Origin of the sequence: Enterobacter sp. I4 (assembly GCF_022669095.1) — a bacterium.
GTDB lineage: Bacteria > Pseudomonadota > Gammaproteobacteria > Enterobacterales > Enterobacteriaceae > Enterobacter > Enterobacter pasteurii.
Genome location: NZ_JALBUO010000001.1, coordinates 2,376,310 through 2,397,110, shown reverse-complemented (window position 1 = coordinate 2,397,110; position 20,801 = coordinate 2,376,310). Strand labels below are relative to the sequence as shown.

Below are 20,801 nucleotides of genomic sequence, written 5' to 3'. Positions count from 1 at the left end.
GAGTGGACGATCTCAGACGTCCTGGCGTTTTACTAACCTGCCTTTTCGCACTTCAGTCAACCGCGTAATCACGACGAAGAATACCGGGACGAAGAAAATGGCCAGTAGCGTGCCGCTGAGCATTCCGCCGAAAACGCCCGTTCCGATAGCATGCTGGGTGCTGTCGCTGGGGCCTCTGGCAAGCATCAGCGGAACCACGCCTAAGGTAAACGCCAGAGAGGTCATCAGTATTGGCCGCAAGCGTTGCTTCGCTGCGGTCACCGTCGCATCAACCAGGTTATGCCCTTCGTTCACCAGCTGCCTCGCAAACTCAATGATAAGAATCGCATTCTTGGCGGAGAGTCCGATCAGGGTTATCAGGCCGACCTTAAAGAAGACATCGTTGGCGCTATTCGCAATGGAGACGGCCAGCACGGCGCCGACCAGCCCTGGCGGAACAGCAAGCATTACCGCGAACGGAACAGACCAGCTTTCGTAAAGTGCCGCCAGCACCATTAATACCACCAGTATCGACAGGGCAATCAGCGCCGGGAACTGGGCGGCGGACTCCTTTTCCTGTAAGGAGCTGCCTGCCCATTCACCCGCAAAGCCCGCAGGTAAGCGCCGCGCCAGGCTGTCCATCGCGTCCATTGCGGTACCCGTCGATTTTCCCTGAGCCGCACTTCCGGTTATGCGCAGGGCAGGAAAACCCTGATAGCGGTTCAGCTGCTGCGGGGCGACATTCCAGGAAAGCGTCACAAAAGTCGATAAGGGAACCATTTTCCCGAGACGATTCCTGACAGACAGGGCCAGCAATTGTTCTGGCTGCATCCGGTAGGGGGCATCCGCCTGAACGATAACCTGCTGAACCCTGCCGTTGTTGGTAAAATCGTTGACATAATTCGAGCCTGTCGCCACGGAAATAGTTTGATTGATTTCATCAAACGACACGCCCATGGCTTCTGCCTTCTCCCTGTCGATATCAAGCGCGAGGCTGGTTCCCTCACTAAGCCCATCGATATAAACATCGGCCAGCTGTTCATGCTGATTCGCCTGCATAACAAGTTCGTCTGCCGCGGCTTTCAGCGCCGGATAACCTTTACCGCCCCTGTCCTGTAAATAATAGGTGAAGCCGGATGAGGTACCCATATCCGAAATTGCCGGAGGCAGCAGGCTCATGGTCACCGCGTCAGGCACGTTTGCCATTCTGGTCTGAATGGAGTCAGCTTCGCTCTGCGCCGTGGCCCCCTGGCGTTTCTTCCAGTCTTTAAGCGTGGTGAATGCCATGGCCGAGTTCTGACCCGAGCCAGAAAAACCAAATCCGAGGATCATAATGTTACTCTGTATCGCCTGACGCTGAGCGATTTCCTCTTCAAATTTATCAACGACCTTTAGCGTTCGCTGCATGGTGGCATCAGAGGGGAGCTGGATTGATGACATAAAATACCCCTGGTCTTCGTCTGGCAAAAATGAAGAAGGCAAAGAAGACAGGCCCGCATACAGTGCTAAACATAACGCTGCGTAAATCAACATCATGCGGCCGGTACGCTTGAGCACAAATCCCAGACCGGAAAGGTAAAATGCGGTTAGCCTGTGAAAGCGCGCGTTGAACCATACTGAAAATGCTCTGCTTATACCGTGATGATTGCTATGAGGCTTGAGCAGGGTCGCACAAAGCGCAGGGGTTAACGTCAGCGCCAGGAATGCTGAAAGTAAAATAGAGATCGCCATCGAAATACAAAACTGTCGATAAATGATACCAACTGATCCGCTGGCGAAAGCCATAGGTATAAATACCGCGGTAAGCACCAGCGTAATGCCGATAATGGCCGGAGTAATTTCACTCATCGCTTCTCGCGTCGCTTCCTGAGGGGACATATTTTTTTCTTCCATCAGGCGCTCAACGTTTTCTACCACAACAATTGCATCGTCAACGATAATTCCGATGGCCAGCACCATACCAAACATGGTCAGAATATTGATGGAATAACCACTGAATAGCATAACGGTAAAGGTCCCGAGCAGGGCTACCGGCGCCACAATCGCGGGAATAAGCGTGCAGCGAATCTTGTGCAGAAAAAGCAGCATCACAAAAAACACCAGCACCATCGCTTCGATAAATGTCTCAACCACTTTCAGGATAGAAAGCTTAACAAACGGAGACGTATCGAAAGGTACGGTAAACGCCATGCCCTCTGGAAGCACATCGGATAGCTCCGCCAGCCGCGCGCGGATGCCGGCGGCAGTGCTCATCGCATTTGCGCCGGGAGAAAGCTGTATAGCGGCAGACGTTGCTGGCACGCCATTTTCACGTATCCCAAATGCATAGCTTTGCAATCCGATCTCCACGCGGGCAACGTCTGCCAGCCTCAGGCGAGCACCGGAGGTCTCTGATTTGATCGTGATGTTACGAAACGACTCTACCGAAGAGAGTTGCCCTTTTACCGTTATAGGATAACTCACCCCCTGTCCGCTGGTTGCAGGTTCATCTCCCGTTCTGCCCGGAGAAACAATCACGTTTTGATGGCTGATAGCGTTTAATACGTCGGTGACCGACAGCGCATACGCGTGTAATTTCATCGGATCCAGCCATATGCGGAGCGCCTTTTCCCCTCCAAAAAGCTGGACTTTACCTACACCGGGTACGCGTCGGAGTTCATCCGTGACGTTTCTGGCAAAATAATCGCTCAGGTCGGCTTCCTGATATTCTCCTTTTTTTGATTTCAGTCCTACCATCATTAAAAAACCGGAGTTGGCTGCCTCAACGCTTATGCCATTTTGCCTCACCGGTTGCGGCAGGCGCGGCTCCACAATTTTAATTTGATTTTGCAGATCCATTTGAGCAATTTTAATATCGGTCCCTGGCTTAAACGTTACCGTAATCGTTGCCATCCCCGTGTTGTCAGTGGAGGACTCGAAATAGAGCAAATCGTCAACGCCAGAAATTTCACGCTCAATCAACGATACTACGGACGTGTTCATCACATCCGGGCTAACGCCAGGATAACTGACCGAAATAATAATGCCCGGCGGCGCAACGGCAGGATATTGCGCAACGGGAAGGCGAGGAATAGACAATATTCCTGTAAGAACAATAAACAGCGCGACAACCCATGCAAAAATGGGCCGTTCAATAAAAAAATGTGACATTACAGGTTTATCCAGTCAGCGTATAAGAGTTTATCGTCAAGTTGTTTATTTTGATAAGGGTATTTCATCGTCCGTAGAAACCCGCTTACCGATATCCCTAAGCTGGGAGAATTTCTCGAGCAGATGGGGCGCATCATCCAGGCTTGTAGCAAACATCCACATATAAGTCATTACGGAATAAATATAACCAGCGCTGATCCCGGACTGCAGACTCATTCTGATAATCGTCACCGAAAAGAGGATAAATACCAGAATGCCGATGGAAAAATATCCCCACGCCTCTCTGTCGGACAAGACCATGCGCAGGCGGGCAAGCGTGTCATAATGTCTGCTCAGGGATTCAAACGATGCCCTGCTAACGTAATCCACCTCTTTTTCGAGGCGATTATTAAGCCGACGGTATAACGTCTCGTTTTTAAAGGCATAGCCCGGAACGAAGGCCATCAGTATTGCCACGATGATGAAACAGATCGCACCTGCCCAAAAATCAATCCATAACAGCATCGCTGCCGCGCCGAAAAGCGAAACAATCGAGGTGATAAATACGGGCAAATGCAGCTCGAAGAAATCCACAAATTCTCGCGATAGCGTGACCCTCGCGGCGATAGTCGAGTGACTAAGCGAGTATTTCCGTTGAGCGATAACAACCGTCACCGCAAGGCTTGCGTAGATACGTGCAAAGGTTCGCGTATCGACGCTGCGTCGGGCGGCGCCGATGCACCACATGAACAGCACCATCAGGCCATAAATGGCCGCACGGGAGGTTTGACCCGCCAGTATCGCATTTATCGCCACGCCCGCCAGAACGGGATACAGCAGGAAAGCAACGTTTTCAGCAATAACGAGCAGGAAAGTAATACTCAACTTTTTTCTGTGGCGGAAGGCGAGCCTCTTAAGTGAAAGCGCAACTCCAGAGGCCGCAGGCGCGTTTGTTTTGTCTTTATAGATCATCTTGTATATATATGCATCGAAGCGGCGAGAGCATTCTGCCGCTGGTTAATGACGTTCGTTCAGGTAAGTACCGGCTGGTATGCGCTGAGTATATCTTCATGATGTCACCCGCGAGTGGAGGTTTTATGGAGGATATGTGTAGCCAACGCTTAGGTACTTTTCATAATGGCAGGGCGTGTAATCAAATCATTCGTAAACATAAGTACATGGGCAAGCCGCAAAAAAACAGCAGTAAAAAACACTCATAATAAAAAACCAAATCGCTAACGTCTGGCATGATTTTTAAAAGTAAATGCAGGGCAGTAATGATTTGCAGGAATGTTAATATTGTTCCCGATGTAATGATGAAGAAGGTTTTCAGTACTCCCGGTCTTTTCTGTATGATGAAAAACAACACAGCTATAGCTATTGATATTCGGATCGGTGATGAAAAAGGTAGGGTTGACTCGCCTTTTTCATTGACATAATGCATAAGACAAAGCCAGGCGTATAGTAAGCCCCATGAAGCTAATGCGTATAAAAACGAGGCCACGACGTTTTCATGTCGTAAATTAAATTTAGCCATTATGATAGTTTTCCTTACGCAGCAGCGGCTGTCTTGCTATGGCGCTTTATCCTGCGAGGGCAGAAGGAAGTTGCTGGAGTCCCGAACGCTTATTACCTGTACGTTCATTATTACGTGACAATGTTGCTTTGTTATTTTTGAATTGTGTAGCCAGTATGGAGAACGCAAAGACCTTTTAAAGCCTCAGGCATAATTTCATGAACTTCTCCCTGGATTTCCTGTCAGACAGCACTGCTGTAAGAGATGTTGATAATGCAGCGAATATTTTTTAACCATGTCGTTAAAAGACCTTTCAGGGTAAAATCCTCGCTGTCATCAGTACTGTGGAAGAAAATATGAACAACAACATTCTGATTATCGTCGCCGAAGACGATGATGACATCGCTGCCATACTGACGGGCTATTTGCATAAGGCAGGAATGAAAACCCTAAGAGCTGAAGATGGTGAGCAGGCGATCAATCTTACCCGTATACATAAACCGGATCTCCTGCTGCTGGACATTCACCTGCCCGTATACGATGGCTGGAATGTACTGACCACCCTGAGAAAAGAAACCAGCGTACCCGTCATCATGGTTACCGCACTGGATCAGGACGTAGATAAGCTTATGGGGCTGCGGCTTGGGGCTGACGACTATGTCATAAAGCCTTTTAATCCCTCAGAAGTTATTGCCAGAGTGGAAGCGGTACTTCGCAGAACCAGAACGAGAGTTGAGGCTCCGCATTCACGGCCTGTAAGAACGCCGTATCTGACAATTTATCCCGATGAATTTTATATTGAAATTACTATCGAGGGTGAGGTTCACGCGCCGGTACTCACGACCACTGAATTTAAGCTTCTGACCTATTTAGCCAGAAACCCAAGAAAGGTATGTTCACGTGAAGAGTTACTCGACGCGTGTTTGCCTGAAGGGGACACGCTGGACCGCACGGTAGACAGTCATATGAGCAAACTGAGGAAAAAGCTTGAACAAGCCGGGCTTAAGGGGATGCCTGAAAGCATCAGAGGATTAGGCTACCGGCTGGGTGAAAAAAAATGAACAAAGAAACGTTTCTGAGCCGTCAAATATTGACGCATATGCTGTCGTTAACGTTCATCATTATCGCCATTGCCGTGCTGGGATCCTATTTATTCTACAGCTTCCTGATCGACTTTCTGCCGGGCGGGACGAATGCGGGTAATGAAGAAAATATGACATTCCTCGACTGGATGTGGATCCTGATCGCTTCACTTACCAGTCTGGTCGTTTCACTCTTCTTCACCGTCAAACTGTCTGCGAGGATCTTAAAACCGCTGAACGACGTGGCGTTCAGCCTGAAGCAGATCGCGCAGGGAAATCTTAGCGCCAGAGCGTGTGGCGGCAGCTCCCAGCTGGGTGAGATGAATAATCTCGTTAATGACTTTAATGAGATGGCGGAAAAATTACAAACGCTGGATACGCAGCGGAATTTATGGAATGCGGCAATCGCCCATGAGCTTCGCACGCCGGTGACTATTTTGCGGGGAAGGCTTCAGGGACTGGTTGACGGCGTTTTCGAACCAGACCCGGCGCTATTAAAAAACCTCCTGAAACAAACGGAAGGATTGACCAGCTTAATTGAGGATCTTCGCGTTGTGAGCTCCTCAGGCGGGGCAGGTTACTCCCTGATGCTTAGCGAGGTCGATCTTGCGGCAACGATTTCGAATGCGATCGAAACCTTTTTGCCTGATTTTAAAGCTAAACAATTTGTAATCATTCCTGAGCTTAAATATCAGCGAAGCGTTTGCGACCCTTTACGTATTATTCAGTGCCTGACGGTGCTGTTCGACAACGCCTTAAAATATTCAACGTCACAGACCCTCTTAGTGAAAAATGGCGTTATGGGAAACGATAACTATATTCTCGTTCAGGATAAAGGCCCTGGAATTCCGGAAGCGTTGCAGAAGTCTTTATTCCAGCCTTTTCAGCGAGGTGAAGAAGCCAGAAAGGTCAATCCTGATGGGTGCGGTTTAGGGTTGTCGGTAGTTAAGGCCATTATGCACGCGCACGGAGGAAACGTTAGCTATAGCCTAACGCGAGAAAACGGCTCGCTGTTCAAACTATCGTGGCCAGTGTAAAAACCTTGCTGCACAGGCTCAATTGAGCCTGTTGTCAGCAAGGGTAAGGTTCCACAAACTGCCAAGTTTAGCATCCCACTCCGCTGGGGTTATCTTCAGCTTTCCTCTTTTTGGGCTCAGGGTTATTTCACTGAAATACAGGTCCGGCCCTTTTAGCATAAGGTCGATGCGGCAATAGCTGATGTCTTTCGACAATTCCTGGGCAGCAATGACCGATTTAGCAAATGATTCAGGCTCATCAACCGGTTGCGGCGTGTTGGGATATTCCATTTGAAAGGGCTGCAAAGTCCATGAACTGTCATAGACATTAATGAATCCTTGTCCCTTATCATCTGTAAAGTCAGCTTCGATGAAGCAGGCTTTCCCATGAAAACAGTGTACTCTTAACATCTCTGGCGTAACGCTCCTGTCCTTATCTGCAAATAAATCAAGGTAAGGTTCGCAAATAATGACGGGCTTAATATCCTTATATTGCCATTCTCTGGTTGTATAATACATGTTTCTTTTTAGCGAAAGCTTCAGCCTGGTCAGTGCTTTCCTGGGTTCAAAATATGCTTTATCTTTGCAGACGATAGCGCTTCCACTGTCGTGATTGCATTTCAATACGAACCGATCGGGTAGTGTTTCGACGTCAATATCTTCCACCCTGTTATAAACGCCGGCCAGCGGAATAAGCTTAACTAAAGACGTGCTTTTTGCCACGTACTCTCTTACGGCAAGCTTATCAGCTAACATTGTGTAAAATGGATTATGTTCAAATAAGATGCGGTGGCAAATTTTCTCATTAAGCGTTGACGGGTTGCGTAAATCCGCGCTAACACCCGTCACTCTTTTAAGTCTGGCCAGATGGAAAGCCATATCATTAGTTAAGAGCGTTTTATACTTTCTTAAAAAATATTCCAGGTATCTAAGGTGGTAATTTATTTTATTCATTTCGCCTCCATATCAGAATTTGCATTCTGTCAGAGGATCATTGATTTAATTTTCGCAAATGATGGAGGCTATATGGACAGATATGCGCTTTTAATGCAGGGGGCTTTGAGAACCTTTGCCCCTCGCAGGGTGCGAACGGCCAGGAATGTCCGGGCTAACAAAAACGCCGCGAGCTGTTTCCAGCCTGCGGCGTAAGGATCGGTGATGAAGCGTTCTGACGATCAGGCAGCCTTAACGGCTCTGATTTTCTTACCGCCATCCGCCTCTGCGTCTGTCTTACCGGCAACAGGAGCGGCATTAAGATCGGGAAGCTTGCTGGTACGCAGAATATGCTGCACGGCCTCTTTCTGTTCGGCGAGATAGAGCCCAAGGTTTTCCGCCTGCGTTTCATCCATCTGCATTCCGCTTTGCAGCAGCCAGTCGGTGAACGCTTCTGCCATGTCGAGCAGTTTGTCGTGAGCGTCAGCCTCTTTCTTACTGGCAAAAGTCATTTTCTCTTCACCTTTTCTTACGACAACGAATTTTGTTTCAACAGCCATTTTGCGCCTCCGGTACTGTAATTATATACAGTATAACAGGTCCGGATCCGCGTTGCAGCAAAAATGTACATAGATGGCTTGCCCAAAAGGATGCGCAAGCCAGAAGCGTCTACCGGTACAGCGTTTTTTCGGCAACGGGGATGAGCAGGGTGGATTGCCAGTCTGCCAGCGTCAGCTGAGCCAGTTTACCCAGCGCGACGTAGAATGGGTGCGCCGCGTTTTCAACAAATACGGAGAGAAAACGCGTGCTCCACGGCAGCAGATGCCAGGCCAGAAGCTGGTCGCGCTCTGCGTCGCGTCCGTTTTCGGCGAGCCATGCCGCCAGCATCAGCAGCGTGCCGACGTGATCTTCCGGCTCATTCTGCTGCATCTCAAAAGCGATATTGTTTTCACGCATCCACTGGCGCAGCGCAAGGGTCGAATCGCCAAACAGCACGGACTCGCGATCCAGCCAGACGGAGCCCCACGGTGGAGCGGGTAAGGCATACGGGCCAATAAACAGACGCTGCCAGGCGTCCTTCAACGCTTCATCTGTTTGAGCCTTAAACATATCGGCGACGGGCTGCAGGCTTTCCTGTGCCAGCGGCCAGTCCTGAACCCAGTCACCTGCGGTAAGGGCGTTCACCAGTGGCGCGGTCTGTTCGCTGTCCGGGGCAAAATAAAATAGCGCACCCAGTACCCGGGCGCTGAACGCGAACGATTCGCGATGTGAGAGGTCATTCATTACAACATTCCTTACTTGCGCGCGGGCTGCCCCGCGCGCCTGTGTTAACCGGCAATCGCCAGTCCAGCGGTCATATGCAGACCATAGAATAGCCCACGGCCAATAAGTTCACCCAGCACCACCAGCACGAAGCCGGCGAACAGGCCGAGCGTTTTTGGTTCCTGGCGACGAATAAGAGGGCAGATCCAGCAGCCTAAACCCGCCGCCAGCAGCGCGATGCGCCACACCTGAAGCGAGCCATAATCAGGCAGCAGAGCGCTGGCCTGCTGGATGGCGCTGTGGATAGTCGCCAGCGCGTTGCTTTGCAGCACGATCGCACCCACGCTGACCAGCAGCGCCAGCGCGCTGACGGAGGCGGCAAAAGTCCCTCTGAACGCGACGTTTGCGGCGCGAAGCAGCAGCACGGCCAGCAGTGGACCAGCAAGAGCCAGCGTCAGGAAGAAGGCCAGCGTGGTATAGCCCGTGTACCAGGTCGGAACGGTATCAATCTGATAGACCCGGGTCATCGCCCAGACAAAGACGAGCCCCAGTATCTGACTGACGGCCAGCCACACTTTACCTAAAGCAGGGGGCATTTTACCGATAACCGACACCAGCCACCAGAAACCGCCCACGGCAAAGAAAAGCGAACCAGCCGCGATTTCATTACTCAGGGCAGAAGAGCCAACCCGGTTAAGCGAGTTAAAGGCGCGCAGCGGTGAGCCAAGGTGCAGTACCGAGGCCATAAACCCAACACCCATCACGACCCAGAGAAAAAACATGCTGCGCACGATACGTTTTTTAGCCGCATCGTCTTCTGCCCTGAGCCAGGCGAAACCCATCACGATTAACGCCCCGGCCACGCACTGCCCAAAGACCGTGAAGATTACAAGCGGCCATTCATGCCATCCACTTCCCATCTCACACCTCCTTCGGGTTTGCCAGGTAGCCGGTGGTGTCACCCGTCGGACGGCTGTTGGCGTTAGGTTTGATCGCAATGCTCGGCTTCGTAAAGTGCGCAGACGGCAGCGGCGCGACCGCGGCAAGCTGGCCGTGCTTTTTGCGCAGCTCCTCAATCGGGCCGAAGTCCAGCGCGCGCAGCGGGCAGGACTCGACGCAGATCGGCTTTTTGCCGTCCGCCACGCGGCTGTGGCAGCCGTCGCACTTGGTCATGTGGCCTTTGGCGGCGTTGTACTGCGGCGCGCCGTACGGGCAGGCCATGTGGCAGTAGCGGCAGCCAATGCAGACATCCTCGTCCACCACCACAAACCCGTCGTCGCGCTTGTGCATCGCGCCGCTCGGGCAGACCTTGGTGCAGGCCGGATCCTCGCAGTGGTTGCAGGCAATCGACAGATAGTAGGCAAAGACGTTCTGATGCCAGACGCCGTTATCCTCCTGCCAGTCGCCGCCCGCGTATTCGTAAATACGGCGGAAGCTGACGTCCGGGGTTAAGTCTTTGTAGTCCTTACAGGCCAGCTCGCAGGTTTTGCACCCGGTGCACCGGCTGGAATCAATAAAAAATCCGTACTGGGTTGTCATCGGTTACTCCTTAGGCCTTCTCAATCTGCACCAGGTTAGTGTGCTGCGGGTTTCCTTTCGCCAGCGGTGACGGGCGGTGCGTGGTCAGCGTATTGATACAGGAACCGTGATCGACCCGATCGCCGTTCATGCTGGCGTCGTGCCAGGCGCCCTGGCCCATTGCGCTCACGCCGGGCATGATGCGCGGCGTGACTTTCGCGGCAATGCGCACTTCACCGCGGTCGTTAAACACGCGCACCATATCCCCGTTTTTAATGCCGCGTTTATCGGCATCCACGGGGTTTAGCCATACCTCCTGGCGACAGGCGGCCTGAAGCACATCCACGTTGCCGTAGCTGGAGTGGGTACGGGCTTTGAAGTGAAAACCGAACAGCTGCAGCGGGAATTTGCTGCGCTCGGGCGCATCCCAGCCTTCGAAGGTGGGGGTATAAACCGGCAGCGGGGTGATGGTTTCGTCTTTTTGCAGCTCCCAGGTTGCAGCGATATCCGCCAGCCTGCTGGAGTAGATCTCGATTTTTCCCGACGGCGTTTTCAGCGGGTTGGCGTGCGGATCGTCGCGGAATTTTTTATAGGCCACAAAGTGTCCATTCGGATCTTTGCGCTTATAGATGCCCATTTTTTTGAGCTCATCGTAGGAGGGCAGCTGAGGATCTTTAGCGACCATTTTGGCGTACAGATATTGCAGCCACTGTTCCTGCGTACGGCCCTCGGTGAATTTCTGATAAATATCCGGCCCAAGGCGCTTCGCCACCTCGCTCATGATCCAGTAGATTGGCCTGCGCTCAAACTTCGGCGCGGTAACCGGCTGGAGGAAAATCAGGTAGCCCATGTTCCCGGCGTAATCGTTAGGAATGATATCTTCCTGTTCGACGGTCATCAGGTCCGGCAGGATGATATCGGCATACTTCGCCGATGAGGTCATGAAGTTATCGATAACGACGATCGTTTCGCACTTGCTCTCATCCTGCAAAATGTCGTGGGTTTTGTTGATGTCAGAGTGCTGGTTGATGATGGTGTTACCGGCGTAGTTCCAGATGAACTTGATCGGCACATCTAGCTTGTCTTTACCGCGTACCCCGTCGCGCAGGGCGGTCATCTCCGGGCCACGGGCGATGGCGTCCGTCCAGCAGAAGCAGGAGATTTGCGTTTTCACCGGGTTTTCCGGCAGCGGCATACGCTCAATGGTGATGGTGTAGGTCGATTCGCGCGCGCCGCTGTTGCCGCCGTTAATGCCGACGTTGCCGGTGAGGATCGGCAGCATGGCGATGGCGCGGGAGGTTTGCTCGCCGTTCGCCTGGCGCTGCGGCCCCCAGCCCTGACAAATATAGGCCGGCTTTGCAGAGCCGATTTCGCGGGCAAGCTTGATAATCCGATCGGCAGGAATGCCGGTAATCCGCGACGCCCACTCCGGGGTTTTCGCCGTCCGATCGTCACCCTGGCCGAGGATATAGGCCTTGTAATGGCCGTTGGCGGGCGCGCCTTCCGGCAGCGTTTTTTCGTCATAGCCAACGCAGTAGTTATCGAGGAAGGGCTGGTCGACGAGATTTTCATCAATCAATACCCACGCAATACCCGCCACCAGCGCCGCATCGGTGCCCGGACGGATTGGGATCCACTCGTCCTCGCGCCCTGCGGCGGTGTCGGTGTAGCGCGGATCGATAACGATCATGCGCGCGTTGGAGCGTTCGCGAGCCTGCTCGAGGTAGTAGGTGATCCCGCCGCCGCTCATGCGCGTTTCCGCCGGGTTATTGCCGAACATCACCACCAGCTTGCTGTTTTCGATATCCGAAGTGCTGTTGCCGTCGTTGCTGCCGTAGGTGTAGGGCATTGCGCAGGAGATTTGTGCGGTGCTGTAGGTGCCGTAGTGGCTGAGGAAGCCGCCGTAGCAGTTCATCAGGCGTGCGACCAGCGAGGCGTAAGGGGAGGAGCGGGTAATATTGCCGCCAACGATCCCGGAGGAGTAGTTAATATAGACCGCTTCATTACCGTATTTTTCGACCACGCTTTTCAGGTTCGCGGCGATGGTGTCCAGCGCCTCTTCCCAGGTGATTCGCTCGAACTTGCCTTCACCGCGTTTCCCCACGCGTTTCATCGGGTAGTTCAGACGGTCAGGATGGTTAATGCGGCGGCGGATGGAGCGGCCTCGCAGACAGGCGCGAACCTGGTGGTTGCCGTAGATATCCTCACCGGTGTTATCCGTTTCGACCCAGTAAACTTCGTCGTCGCGGACGTGCAGACGCAGCGCGCAGCGGCTGCCGCAGTTCACCGAGCAGGCACCCCACACAACTTTATCTTCCGCGGGCTGGATGGCGGCCTGCACCGCAGCGGCGGCGCTTTTCAGACCAAAAGGTAACGCGATCCCACCGGCGGCAAGCGCCAGGGATCCTATGGCGGTAGATTTAACCAGAGCTCGGCGGCTGATCCCGCCGTGATGTTCAACTTCGGACATGACTCACCCCATCATTGTTAGTATTTATTTTCACCCGTGATTACAACCGGGCTAATGATGGGGGGAGTGTTACTTATTTGGAGGTATTAAATATTAATCCTCGTCAAATCAGGGGGATTGAGTGCAGAAAAATCATTGCGGCTCAGCGGGCGCACTGTCCTGCGTACCCGCGCCGCTTACCGGGTAGTTACCGCTGCTGGTGCGGGTGTACAAAATTTTGAAGGTATCGTTGGCACAATGCCCAACGACCTGCGCATCCGGCTGGTCGGCCTGATCGTTGGGGACGATATTTAGCGTAAAGCCAGACTCCGGCACGCCGTTGTTGATAATTTTCTGCTGAATGTCGCTTTTCACGCGCTCGCAGGAATCCGGGGCGGCGAGGATCGCAGGTGAAGCACTCATTAACAGCAGGGCGGTAATCCAGGGTAACTGTTTCATCTGTTGCTCCTTTTCAGTGTGTATGAGTTAATTTTAGCAGGAACCGTGTAAATAACTGTATTTGCTAATATGATTGAGAATATTGTCTTTTGACGGGTAAATGATGTGAAGAATTACGCAGCGATAACGTTACTGGCAACGGTACTGGTGGGATGCGACAACAACAGCGCGCCGCTGTCCTTTACGCCGGAGATGGCGAGCTTTTCGAACGAGTTTGATTTCGATCCTCTGCGCGGCCCGGTGAAGGATTTCACCCAGACGCTCTTCAACGAAAAGGGTGAGGTCTCTAAACGCGTGACCGGTACGATGTCGACAGAAGGGTGTTTCGATACGCTTGAGCTGCACGACCTGGAGGCCAATACGGGAGTTGCGCTGGTGCTGGACGCTAACTTCTACCTCGACGCAGAGACCCAGCAGCAGAAGGTAAAGTTACAGGGTAAATGCCAGCTGGCGGAGCTGCCCTCTGCCGGCGTGAAGTGGGACACCGACGATAACGGGTTTGTGGTTGCCGCGCACAGCAAAGAGATGGAGGTGAAGTACCGGTATGACGCCGACGGCTATCCGCTGGGTAAAACCACCGTGTCCGGCGACCAAAAGCTGGCAGTTCAGTCTACGCCGTCAATCGATCTGCGCAAGCGCCTGGATTACACGGCGGTAAGCCTGTTGAACGATAAGCCAATGGGCAGCGTGAAGCAGACCTGCGACTACGATCGCCACGATAACCCGGTGAGCTGCGAGCTGGCGATCGTCGATGACAGCGTCAAACCTGCCGTTGAGCGCAAGTACACCATCAAAAACAGTATTGAATATTACTGAAATGAAAACCGCGCAGGTTACTGCGCGGTAGGTTTAAGCAGGCTGGCGGCGGAAGATTTGTGCCCGGCCAGATGCTGATGCTGGAAAATACACATGCGGATGGTGTTACGGTACTCGCCGTTGATAAAGAACTCATGGATCAGCTCGCCCTCCACCATGAAGCCCAGCTTACGGTAGATATGAATCGCTTTTTCGTTCTCTTTATCGACGATGAGATAAAGCTTATAGAGATTCAGAACGTTAAAGCCGTAATCCATCGCCAGCTTTGCCGCCCGCGACGCAAGGCCTTTCCCCTGATGTTCCGGTGAGATAATGATCTGAAACTCGGCCCGGCGGTGAACGTGGTTGATCTCAACCAGTTCAACCAGCCCGGCCTTCTCGCCTTCGCACTCCACCACAAACCGGCGCTCGCTCTGGTCGTGGATGTGCTTATCGTAAAGATCCGACAGCTCAACAAACGCCTCGTAAGGCTCTTCAAACCAGTAGCGCATCACGCTGGCGTTGTTGTCGAGCTGATGGACAAAGCGTAAATCTTCGCGCTCCAGCGGGCGGAGCTTAACGTCACACAGGTTCGTCATTACGGTGCAACCGTGCGTCCAGTGCGACGATCCAGACAGCGCAGGGTGTTAGGTTCCCAGTAAGCGTTGACGTTGGCACTTTGCTGACACTTATCGCGCGCATCAAACGCGACGTCTTCTTTATCCCACTCTTTTTCCGCGCGCTTGTTCACTTTCTGACGCAGGCTGCGGGTGTCATTCCATTGTTCTTTGTCCATGGCGGCGTTCTGACGGCTTTGCGCGCTGTCACCAGACTCAATGATGAGCTTGCTGGTTTCGGCAGTCGCCGTTGCGGCAAAGGTGAACGATGACAGCGCCAGTACGGCTGTCAGACAAAGGCGTTTGCTTAATGTAGTCATAGCGTTTCCTTTAAACGGGTGCAGATAATCGGATTCCCCGCTGGATTCTACACCAATCCAGAAGGGTGTCATACCCGCGCCGCAGGTATGGGAACGTTGAGACCATTATCGCGTATCATGCCTAAATCAATCCTCACGAAATGAAAAAAATGTTGAAAACAACGCTGCTTTTTTTCGCGACCGCGCTGTGCGAAATCATCGGATGCTTTTTGCCGTGGCTTTGGCTAAAGCGGGGCGCGCCTGCGCTGCTGCTGATTCCGGCTGGCGTGGCGCTGGCCCTTTTTGTCTGGCTTCTCACCCTGCATCCGGCCGCCAGCGGTCGGGTTTATGCCGCCTACGGCGGGGTTTACGTCTGTACCGCGCTGCTGTGGCTGCGCGTTGTCGATGGCGTCAGGCTCAGCGTATATGACTGGGCCGGAGCAGCAGTTGCCCTGTGCGGCATGCTGATCATCGTCGCTGGCTGGGGGCGCGCCTAGGCGCCCCCTATAATGTGATCGCTCGCCGATTTTACGATCATTATACTTGTATGGTAGTAGTGTAGTTGCGTAAATTTCCTGCATCACAACGAGCGATGTAAGGAAATGGATTATGAAGATTGTCGGGGCTGAAGTATTTGTAACCTGCCCGGGGCGTAACTTTGTCACCCTTAAAATCACCACCGACGACGGTATTGTCGGCCTGGGGGATGCCACGCTGAACGGACGTGAACTCTCCGTTGCCTCCTACCTGAAAGACCACCTGTGCCCTCAGCTGATAGGCCGCGATGCGCATCGCATCGAAGATATCTGGCAGTTCTTCTACAAAGGGGCTTACTGGCGCCGTGGCCCGGTCACCATGTCGGCAATTTCCGCCGTGGATATGGCCCTTTGGGACATCAAGGCGAAAGCCGCGAACATGCCGCTGTATCAGCTGTTAGGCGGGGCATCCCGTGAAGGGGTGATGGTCTACTGTCATACCACCGGCCATACCATCGACGACGTGCTGGAAGACTATGCCCGCCATAAGGAGATGGGCTTCAGGGCGATCCGCGTTCAGTGCGGCGTGCCGGGGATGAAAACCACCTACGGCATGTCCAAGGGGAAAGGGCTGGCATATGAGCCAGCGACCAAAGGGGACTGGCCGGAAGAGCAGCTGTGGTCCACTGAAAAATACCTCGACTTCACACCAAAACTGTTCGACGCGGTACGCAGTAAATTTGGTTTTAACGAACATCTGCTGCACGACATGCACCACCGCCTCACGCCAATTGAAGCCGCGCGCTTCGGCAAGAGCATCGAAGAGTACCGCATGTTCTGGATGGAAGATCCTACCCCCGCAGAAAACCAGGCGTGCTTCCGCCTGATTCGCCAGCACACCGTCACCCCGATTGCCGTAGGCGAGGTGTTTAACAGCATCTGGGACTGCAAGCAGCTGATTGAAGAGCAGCTCATTGACTACATCCGCGCCACTATTACCCATGCGGGCGGCATCACCGGGATGCGTCGAATTGCGGACTTTGCCTCACTCTACCAGGTACGCACCGGCTCACACGGTCCTTCGGATCTGTCGCCAGTCTGCCATGCGGCGGCGCTGCATTTCGACCTGTGGGTGCCTAACTTTGGCGTGCAGGAGTATATGGGCTACTCGGAGCAGATGCTGGAAGTCTTCCCGCACAGCTGGCGTTTTGATAACGGCTATATGCATCCGGGCGATAAGCCAGGGCTGGGCATTGAGTTTGACGAAAAGCTGGCGGCGAAATATCCGTACGATCCGGCCTATCTGCCGGTGGCCCGTCTGGAAGATGGCACCCTCTGGAACTGGTAAACGAGGAGCGAATAATGAAAAGCGTAGTAATCCAACAGCCAAATTCGCTGGTGATTGAAGAACGTTCCCTCCCGCTGCCGGGCGCTGATGAAGTCCGCGTCAAAATTAAGCTCGCCGGGATCTGTGGTTCAGACAGCCATATCTATCGGGGGCATAACCCGTTTGCGAAATACCCGCGCGTGATTGGTCACGAGTTCTTTGGCGTGATAGACGCCGTAGGCGAGGGCGTGGAGAACAGCCGTCTGGGCCAGCGCGTTTCCGTTGATCCGGTGATCAGCTGCGGGCACTGCTACCCCTGTTCTGTGGGTAAACCGAACGTTTGCACCTCGCTGGTGGTGCTGGGCGTGCATCGCGACGGTGGCTTCAGCGAATACGCCGTCGTACCGGCTAAAAATGCGTGGCGCATTCCGGATGCGATATCTGACAAACATGCCGTTATGGTGGAGCCGTTCACCATTGCCGCCAACGTGACGGGGCAGGCAAAACCAACCGAACAGGACGTGGCTCTGATCTACGGCGCAGGTCCGATGGGGCTCGTCACCGTGCAGGCGCTGAAGGGCGTTTATAAGGTGAAGCAGGTCATCGTGGTCGATCGTATTGACGAGCGGCTGGCGATGGCGCAGCGCAGCGGTGCGGACTGGGTAATCAACAACGGCGAGCAGGCGTTACCGGCCGCGCTGGACGAAAAAGGTATCAAGCCGACGTTAATCATTGATGCCGCCTGTCATCCGACCATTTTGCAGGAGGCGATCGCGCTGGCTTCTCCGGCCGCGCGTATCGTGCTGATGGGCTTCTCCAGCGACCCGAGCCAGATCGTGCAGCAGGGGATCACCGGCAAAGAGCTGTCGATTTTCTCTTCGCGCCTGAACGCCAACAAGTTCCCGGTCGTCATTGACTGGCTGGAAAAGGGGCTGATCGACCCTGAAAAACTGGTCACCCATACCTTTGACTATCACCACGTTACGGACGCAATCGAGCTGTTTGAAAAAGACCAGCGGCGGTGCTGCAAGGTCTTGCTCACGTTCGACCAATAACAATTCATGCGGTTAAGAGCCTGCGAAGACAGGCTCTAAGTGGTACGCATCTTACCTTTCAGAGATAGCCATTATGACTCATGTACAACCTCAAAGAACGACGTCGGATCTGGTGAAAGCCGCCGTATCCGGCTGGCTGGGCACCGCCCTGGAGTTTATGGATTTTCAGCTTTACTCCCTTGGCGCCGCGCTGGTATTCCATGAAATTTTCTTCCCTGAACAGTCCGCCGCCATGGCGCTGATCCTGGCGATGGGCACCTATGGCGCGGGCTATATCGCGCGCATCGTCGGGGCGTTTATCTTCGGCAGGATGGGGGACAGGATTGGCCGTAAAAAGGTGCTGTTTATCACCATCACCATGATGGGGATCTGCACCACCCTGATTGGCGTATTGCCGACCTACGCGCAGATCGGGATTTTTGCGCCGGTGCTGCTGGTGACGCTGCGTATTATTCAGGGGCTGGGCGCGGGGGCGGAAATCTCCGGCGCGGGTACCATGCTGGCGGAGTACGCGCCGAAGGGTAAACGCGGCATCATCTCCTCGCTGGTGGCAATGGGCACCAACTGCGGGACGCTGAGCGCCACGGCGATCTGGGCCGTGATGTTCTTTGCCCTCGACCGCGAAGCGCTCGTCGCCTGGGGCTGGCGCGTGCCGTTCCTCGCCAGCGTGGTGGTGATGATTTTCGCCATCTGGCTGCGTATGAATCTGAAAGAGAGCCCGGTGTTTGAGAAGGTTAACGACGCCGAAACCGTTGCGCCGGTCGCCGTGCAGGATACCTCATTAGGCGCGATGTTTAAGAGCAAATCCTTCTGGCTGGCGACGGGGCTGCGCTTTGGTCAGGCGGGGAACTCAGGTCTGATCCAGACCTTCCTGGCCGGGTATCTGGTGCAGACGCTGTTATTTGATAAGGCGATCCCAACCGATGCGCTAATGATCAGCTCGATTCTCGGCTTCCTCTCCATCCCGCTGCTGGGCTGGCTGTCCGATAAGGTGGGGCGTCGCCTGCCTTATATCATCCTTAACATTTCAGCCATCATTCTGGCTTACCCGATGCTGTCGATTATCGTCGACAAGAGCTACGCGCCGGGCGTGATTATGCTCTCTATGATCGTTATCCATAACTTCGCGGTGCTCGGGCTGTTTGCGCTGGAAAACATCACCATGGCGGAGATGTTTGGTTCGCGAAACCGCTTTACCCGCATGGCGATTTCGAAAGAGGCGGGCGGCCTGGTAGCCGTAGGCTTTGGTCCGGTGCTGGCGGGGATCTTCTGCAACATGACCGGGTCCTGGTGGCCGATCGTTGTCATGCTGGTGGCGTACTCGCTGATTGGGTTAATTTCTGCTTTGATGATGCCAGAAGTCCGCGACCGCGATTTAAGCCTGGCGGAAGACGCGGCTGATCCCCTGCGTCAGAACGCTGCCGCCGCGGAGCAGCAGAAATATGGAGCCCTGTCATGAGCTTCATTAACGATAACTTTATGATTGGCAATGCCAGAGGCGTCGAGCTCTATCGTGACGTCGCGAAAGCGCTGCCCATTATTGACTATCACTGCCACCTGGACGCGAAAGATATCTTCGAAAATAAAAACCTCGAGAATATTACCGAACTCTGGCTGGCAGGCGATCACTATAAATGGCGCGCCATGCGCGCCAACGGTATTGACGAAAAATACATTACGGGCAATGCCCCGGCGGAGGAGAAATTTGCGGCGTGGGCCGAAACGGTCGAAGCGAGCTATGGCAATCCGCTTTATCACTGGACGCATTTAGAGCTTCACCACTATTTTTCCTGTGACGAACCGCTGGGTAGCCATAACTGGCGTGAAATAATGGAACGCTGTAATCGGCTATTACAACAGCCTGATTTTACGCCGCGGGAACTTATTAAGCGCTCAAGAGTAGAGGTTATTTGCACCACGGACGCGCCGCTCGATGATTTACGTTACCATCAGCTGTTGCGTGATGACGCGACGTTCCGCGTGAAGGTATTACCGACCTTCCGCCCGGACGACGTTTTTTCACCAGACGCACGGCAGTTTGCTGCCTTTGTCGATCGGTTAGGAGAGAAGACCGGGGCGGCAATTCAGACCTTCGATGATTTTGCCAGAGGGATGAGCCAGCGTATTGCCTGGTTCCACGACATGGGGTGCCGAATTTCCGATCACGGCCCCGTGGAGCTCCCTTTTCAGGCAGCGGATGAAGGCCTGGTTGAATCCGTATTTGCCCGAAAACGCCGGGGCGAAAATCTGGACGCCCGTGATAACGCGATTCTCGACAGCGCCATTTTTATTATGCTGGCGCGTTATTACAGGCAGCACAGCTGGGCAATGCAGATACACTTCGGTGCGATTCGCAACAATAATTCCCGCATGTACCGTACCCTTGGCAGTAATACCGGTTTTGACTCACTGACCGACCAGTCGAATCTTGCGGCCAACCTCAACCAGCTTCTGGATGCCATGGCGCAGGCTGAGGCCTTGCCCAAAACCATCCTGTATAACCTCAACGCCAGCTATAACGATATCGTCGCGACGACTATCGCCAACTTTCAGTCTGCGGAGTTGGGCGTTAAATCCCCGATACAGTTTGGCTCCGGGTGGTGGTTTAACGACACCCGACGCGGAATGGAAAACCAGCTGAACAGCCTTGCGGATCAGGGGCTGCTAATGAATTTTGTCGGTATGCTGACCGATTCGCGCAGCCTGGTTTCGTATACCCGCCACGATTATTTCCGCCGCATTTTGTGCAATCTCATCGGTGGCTGGGTGGAGCGCGGGGAGGTTCCGGATAATAACGCCATCCTCACGAAGATGGTTAAAAATATTTGCCACGATAATGCTGAAAACTATTTCAGATTTTAAATTCTACTCACTGAGTGGGGATGAAA

At 53.5% G+C, this 20,801-nt stretch carries 20 protein-coding genes; 8 read left to right on the top strand and 12 right to left on the bottom strand.

What is annotated here, in order from left to right; translation table 11 throughout:
• Nucleotides 1–12: 12 nt before the first annotated feature.
• The 3 genes from MOQ06_RS11335 to MOQ06_RS11325 all read right to left on the bottom strand — a co-directional run bounded on the left by MOQ06_RS11335 (nucleotide 13) and on the right by MOQ06_RS11325 (nucleotide 4,645).
• Nucleotides 13–3,129, bottom strand: a complete 3,117-nt coding sequence (locus tag MOQ06_RS11335; protein ID WP_242173000.1) for a multidrug efflux RND transporter permease subunit — start codon at nucleotides 3,127–3,129, stop codon at nucleotides 13–15.
• A 45-nt stretch (nucleotides 3,130–3,174) separates the two neighbouring features.
• A complete protein-coding gene (locus MOQ06_RS11330; protein ID WP_242172998.1) occupies nucleotides 3,175–4,080 on the bottom strand; it encodes an ABC transporter six-transmembrane domain-containing protein in 906 nt (301 codons plus the stop codon).
• A 181-nt stretch (nucleotides 4,081–4,261) separates the two neighbouring features.
• The gene (locus MOQ06_RS11325) at nucleotides 4,262–4,645 is read right to left on the bottom strand and encodes a transporter (RefSeq protein WP_242172996.1); all 384 of its coding nucleotides are present in this window, start codon (nucleotides 4,643–4,645) and stop codon (nucleotides 4,262–4,264) included.
• 335 nt (nucleotides 4,646–4,980) lie between these two features.
• Here MOQ06_RS11325 and MOQ06_RS11320 point away from each other — a divergent pair, with 335 nt between their 5' ends.
• Both MOQ06_RS11320 and MOQ06_RS11315 read left to right on the top strand, forming a co-directional pair.
• Nucleotides 4,981–5,685, top strand: coding sequence for a response regulator (locus tag MOQ06_RS11320; RefSeq protein ID WP_148418772.1), 705 nt, complete (start codon nucleotides 4,981–4,983; stop codon nucleotides 5,683–5,685).
• A complete protein-coding gene (locus MOQ06_RS11315; protein WP_242172994.1) occupies nucleotides 5,682–6,743 on the top strand; it encodes an ATP-binding protein in 1,062 nt (353 codons plus the stop codon). Before MOQ06_RS11320 ends, MOQ06_RS11315 begins: the two co-directional genes overlap by 4 nt.
• An 18-nt stretch (nucleotides 6,744–6,761) precedes the next feature.
• On the opposite strand, the gene MOQ06_RS11310 is transcribed toward MOQ06_RS11315, so the two are convergent.
• From MOQ06_RS11310 to MOQ06_RS11280, 7 genes are all read right to left on the bottom strand, one after another.
• Nucleotides 6,762–7,676 carry an ATP-grasp fold amidoligase family protein gene (locus MOQ06_RS11310; protein ID WP_242172992.1) on the bottom strand — a complete coding sequence of 305 codons (915 nt, stop codon included), beginning with the start codon at nucleotides 7,674–7,676 and terminating at the stop codon, nucleotides 6,762–6,764.
• Between the two features lie 221 nt (nucleotides 7,677–7,897).
• Entirely contained in the window at nucleotides 7,898–8,215 is a 318-nt protein-coding gene (locus tag MOQ06_RS11305) for a YebG family protein (protein ID WP_242172990.1), read from the bottom strand.
• 109 nt (nucleotides 8,216–8,324) lie between these two features.
• Entirely contained in the window at nucleotides 8,325–8,939 is a 615-nt protein-coding gene (gene dmsD, locus MOQ06_RS11300; RefSeq protein ID WP_242172987.1) for a Tat proofreading chaperone DmsD, read from the bottom strand.
• Nucleotides 8,940–8,983: 44 nt separating this feature from the next.
• Nucleotides 8,984–9,838 (bottom strand): dimethyl sulfoxide reductase anchor subunit family protein, encoded by an 855-nt coding sequence (locus tag MOQ06_RS11295; RefSeq protein WP_242172985.1) that lies wholly within the window; start codon nucleotides 9,836–9,838, stop codon nucleotides 8,984–8,986.
• A 1-nt stretch (nucleotide 9,839) separates the two neighbouring features.
• The gene (locus MOQ06_RS11290) at nucleotides 9,840–10,457 is read right to left on the bottom strand and encodes a DMSO/selenate family reductase complex B subunit (RefSeq protein ID WP_148421066.1); all 618 of its coding nucleotides are present in this window, start codon (nucleotides 10,455–10,457) and stop codon (nucleotides 9,840–9,842) included.
• Between the two features lie 10 nt (nucleotides 10,458–10,467).
• Complete coding sequence (gene ynfE, locus MOQ06_RS11285) at nucleotides 10,468–12,906, bottom strand: selenate/tellurate reductase subunit YnfE (RefSeq protein ID WP_242172984.1); 2,439 nt, start codon at nucleotides 12,904–12,906, stop codon at nucleotides 10,468–10,470.
• 132 nt (nucleotides 12,907–13,038) lie between these two features.
• Entirely contained in the window at nucleotides 13,039–13,344 is a 306-nt protein-coding gene (locus tag MOQ06_RS11280) for a DUF1161 domain-containing protein (RefSeq protein WP_148421070.1), read from the bottom strand.
• 105 nt (nucleotides 13,345–13,449) lie between these two features.
• Here MOQ06_RS11280 and MOQ06_RS11275 point away from each other — a divergent pair, with 105 nt between their 5' ends.
• The gene (locus MOQ06_RS11275; RefSeq protein ID WP_242172982.1) at nucleotides 13,450–14,160 is read left to right on the top strand and encodes a YnfC family lipoprotein; all 711 of its coding nucleotides are present in this window, start codon (nucleotides 13,450–13,452) and stop codon (nucleotides 14,158–14,160) included.
• Between the two features lie 17 nt (nucleotides 14,161–14,177).
• On the opposite strand, the gene speG is transcribed toward MOQ06_RS11275, so the two are convergent.
• On the bottom strand, nucleotides 14,178–14,738 hold the full coding sequence (gene speG, locus MOQ06_RS11270; protein WP_148421074.1) for a spermidine N1-acetyltransferase: 561 nt from the start codon (nucleotides 14,736–14,738) through the stop codon (nucleotides 14,178–14,180).
• A complete protein-coding gene (locus MOQ06_RS11265) occupies nucleotides 14,738–15,076 on the bottom strand; it encodes a DUF1283 family protein (protein WP_148421076.1) in 339 nt (112 codons plus the stop codon). Before MOQ06_RS11265 ends, speG begins: the two co-directional genes overlap by 1 nt.
• A gap of 149 nt (nucleotides 15,077–15,225) precedes the next feature.
• Between MOQ06_RS11265 and MOQ06_RS11260 the strand changes: the two genes are divergently transcribed.
• The 5 genes from MOQ06_RS11260 to uxaC all read left to right on the top strand — a co-directional run bounded on the left by MOQ06_RS11260 (nucleotide 15,226) and on the right by uxaC (nucleotide 20,775).
• Nucleotides 15,226–15,552 carry a YnfA family protein gene (locus MOQ06_RS11260; RefSeq protein ID WP_148421078.1) on the top strand — a complete coding sequence of 109 codons (327 nt, stop codon included), beginning with the start codon at nucleotides 15,226–15,228 and terminating at the stop codon, nucleotides 15,550–15,552.
• Between the two features lie 112 nt (nucleotides 15,553–15,664).
• Entirely contained in the window at nucleotides 15,665–16,879 is a 1,215-nt protein-coding gene (gene rspA / locus MOQ06_RS11255; protein WP_242172980.1) for a starvation-sensing protein RspA, read from the top strand.
• Between the two features lie 14 nt (nucleotides 16,880–16,893).
• Nucleotides 16,894–17,913 (top strand): Zn-dependent oxidoreductase, encoded by a 1,020-nt coding sequence (locus tag MOQ06_RS11250; protein ID WP_193356134.1) that lies wholly within the window; start codon nucleotides 16,894–16,896, stop codon nucleotides 17,911–17,913.
• Between the two features lie 73 nt (nucleotides 17,914–17,986).
• On the top strand, nucleotides 17,987–19,372 hold the full coding sequence (locus MOQ06_RS11245; RefSeq protein WP_242172978.1) for an MFS transporter: 1,386 nt from the start codon (nucleotides 17,987–17,989) through the stop codon (nucleotides 19,370–19,372).
• Nucleotides 19,369–20,775: a glucuronate isomerase gene (uxaC, locus tag MOQ06_RS11240; RefSeq protein WP_242172976.1), complete on the top strand. Its 1,407-nt coding sequence runs from the start codon at nucleotides 19,369–19,371 to the stop codon at nucleotides 20,773–20,775. The genes MOQ06_RS11245 and uxaC overlap by 4 nt, the downstream gene beginning before the upstream one ends.
• Nucleotides 20,776–20,801 lie beyond the last annotated feature (26 nt).

Coding starts and splice junctions, on each gene's coding strand:
- MOQ06_RS11265 (WP_148421076.1), bottom strand. CDS start 15,076: ATGACTACATTAAGCAAACGCCTTTGTCTGACAGCCGTACTGGCGCTG.
- MOQ06_RS11305 (WP_242172990.1), bottom strand. CDS start 8,215: ATGGCTGTTGAAACAAAATTCGTTGTCGTAAGAAAAGGTGAAGAGAAA.
- MOQ06_RS11245 (WP_242172978.1), top strand. CDS start 17,987: ATGACTCATGTACAACCTCAAAGAACGACGTCGGATCTGGTGAAAGCC.
- MOQ06_RS11250 (WP_193356134.1), top strand. CDS start 16,894: ATGAAAAGCGTAGTAATCCAACAGCCAAATTCGCTGGTGATTGAAGAA.
- dmsD (WP_242172987.1), bottom strand. CDS start 8,939: ATGAATGACCTCTCACATCGCGAATCGTTCGCGTTCAGCGCCCGGGTA.
- MOQ06_RS11315 (WP_242172994.1), top strand. CDS start 5,682: ATGAACAAAGAAACGTTTCTGAGCCGTCAAATATTGACGCATATGCTG.
- MOQ06_RS11290 (WP_148421066.1), bottom strand. CDS start 10,457: ATGACAACCCAGTACGGATTTTTTATTGATTCCAGCCGGTGCACCGGG.
- MOQ06_RS11320 (WP_148418772.1), top strand. CDS start 4,981: ATGAACAACAACATTCTGATTATCGTCGCCGAAGACGATGATGACATC.
- uxaC (WP_242172976.1), top strand. CDS start 19,369: ATGAGCTTCATTAACGATAACTTTATGATTGGCAATGCCAGAGGCGTC.
- MOQ06_RS11310 (WP_242172992.1), bottom strand. CDS start 7,676: ATGAATAAAATAAATTACCACCTTAGATACCTGGAATATTTTTTAAGA.
- MOQ06_RS11260 (WP_148421078.1), top strand. CDS start 15,226: ATGTTGAAAACAACGCTGCTTTTTTTCGCGACCGCGCTGTGCGAAATC.
- ynfE (WP_242172984.1), bottom strand. CDS start 12,906: ATGTCCGAAGTTGAACATCACGGCGGGATCAGCCGCCGAGCTCTGGTT.
- MOQ06_RS11325 (WP_242172996.1), bottom strand. CDS start 4,645: ATGGCTAAATTTAATTTACGACATGAAAACGTCGTGGCCTCGTTTTTA.
- MOQ06_RS11280 (WP_148421070.1), bottom strand. CDS start 13,344: ATGAAACAGTTACCCTGGATTACCGCCCTGCTGTTAATGAGTGCTTCA.
- MOQ06_RS11335 (WP_242173000.1), bottom strand. CDS start 3,129: ATGTCACATTTTTTTATTGAACGGCCCATTTTTGCATGGGTTGTCGCG.
- speG (WP_148421074.1), bottom strand. CDS start 14,738: ATGACGAACCTGTGTGACGTTAAGCTCCGCCCGCTGGAGCGCGAAGAT.
- MOQ06_RS11295 (WP_242172985.1), bottom strand. CDS start 9,838: ATGGGAAGTGGATGGCATGAATGGCCGCTTGTAATCTTCACGGTCTTT.
- MOQ06_RS11330 (WP_242172998.1), bottom strand. CDS start 4,080: ATGATCTATAAAGACAAAACAAACGCGCCTGCGGCCTCTGGAGTTGCG.
- rspA (WP_242172980.1), top strand. CDS start 15,665: ATGAAGATTGTCGGGGCTGAAGTATTTGTAACCTGCCCGGGGCGTAAC.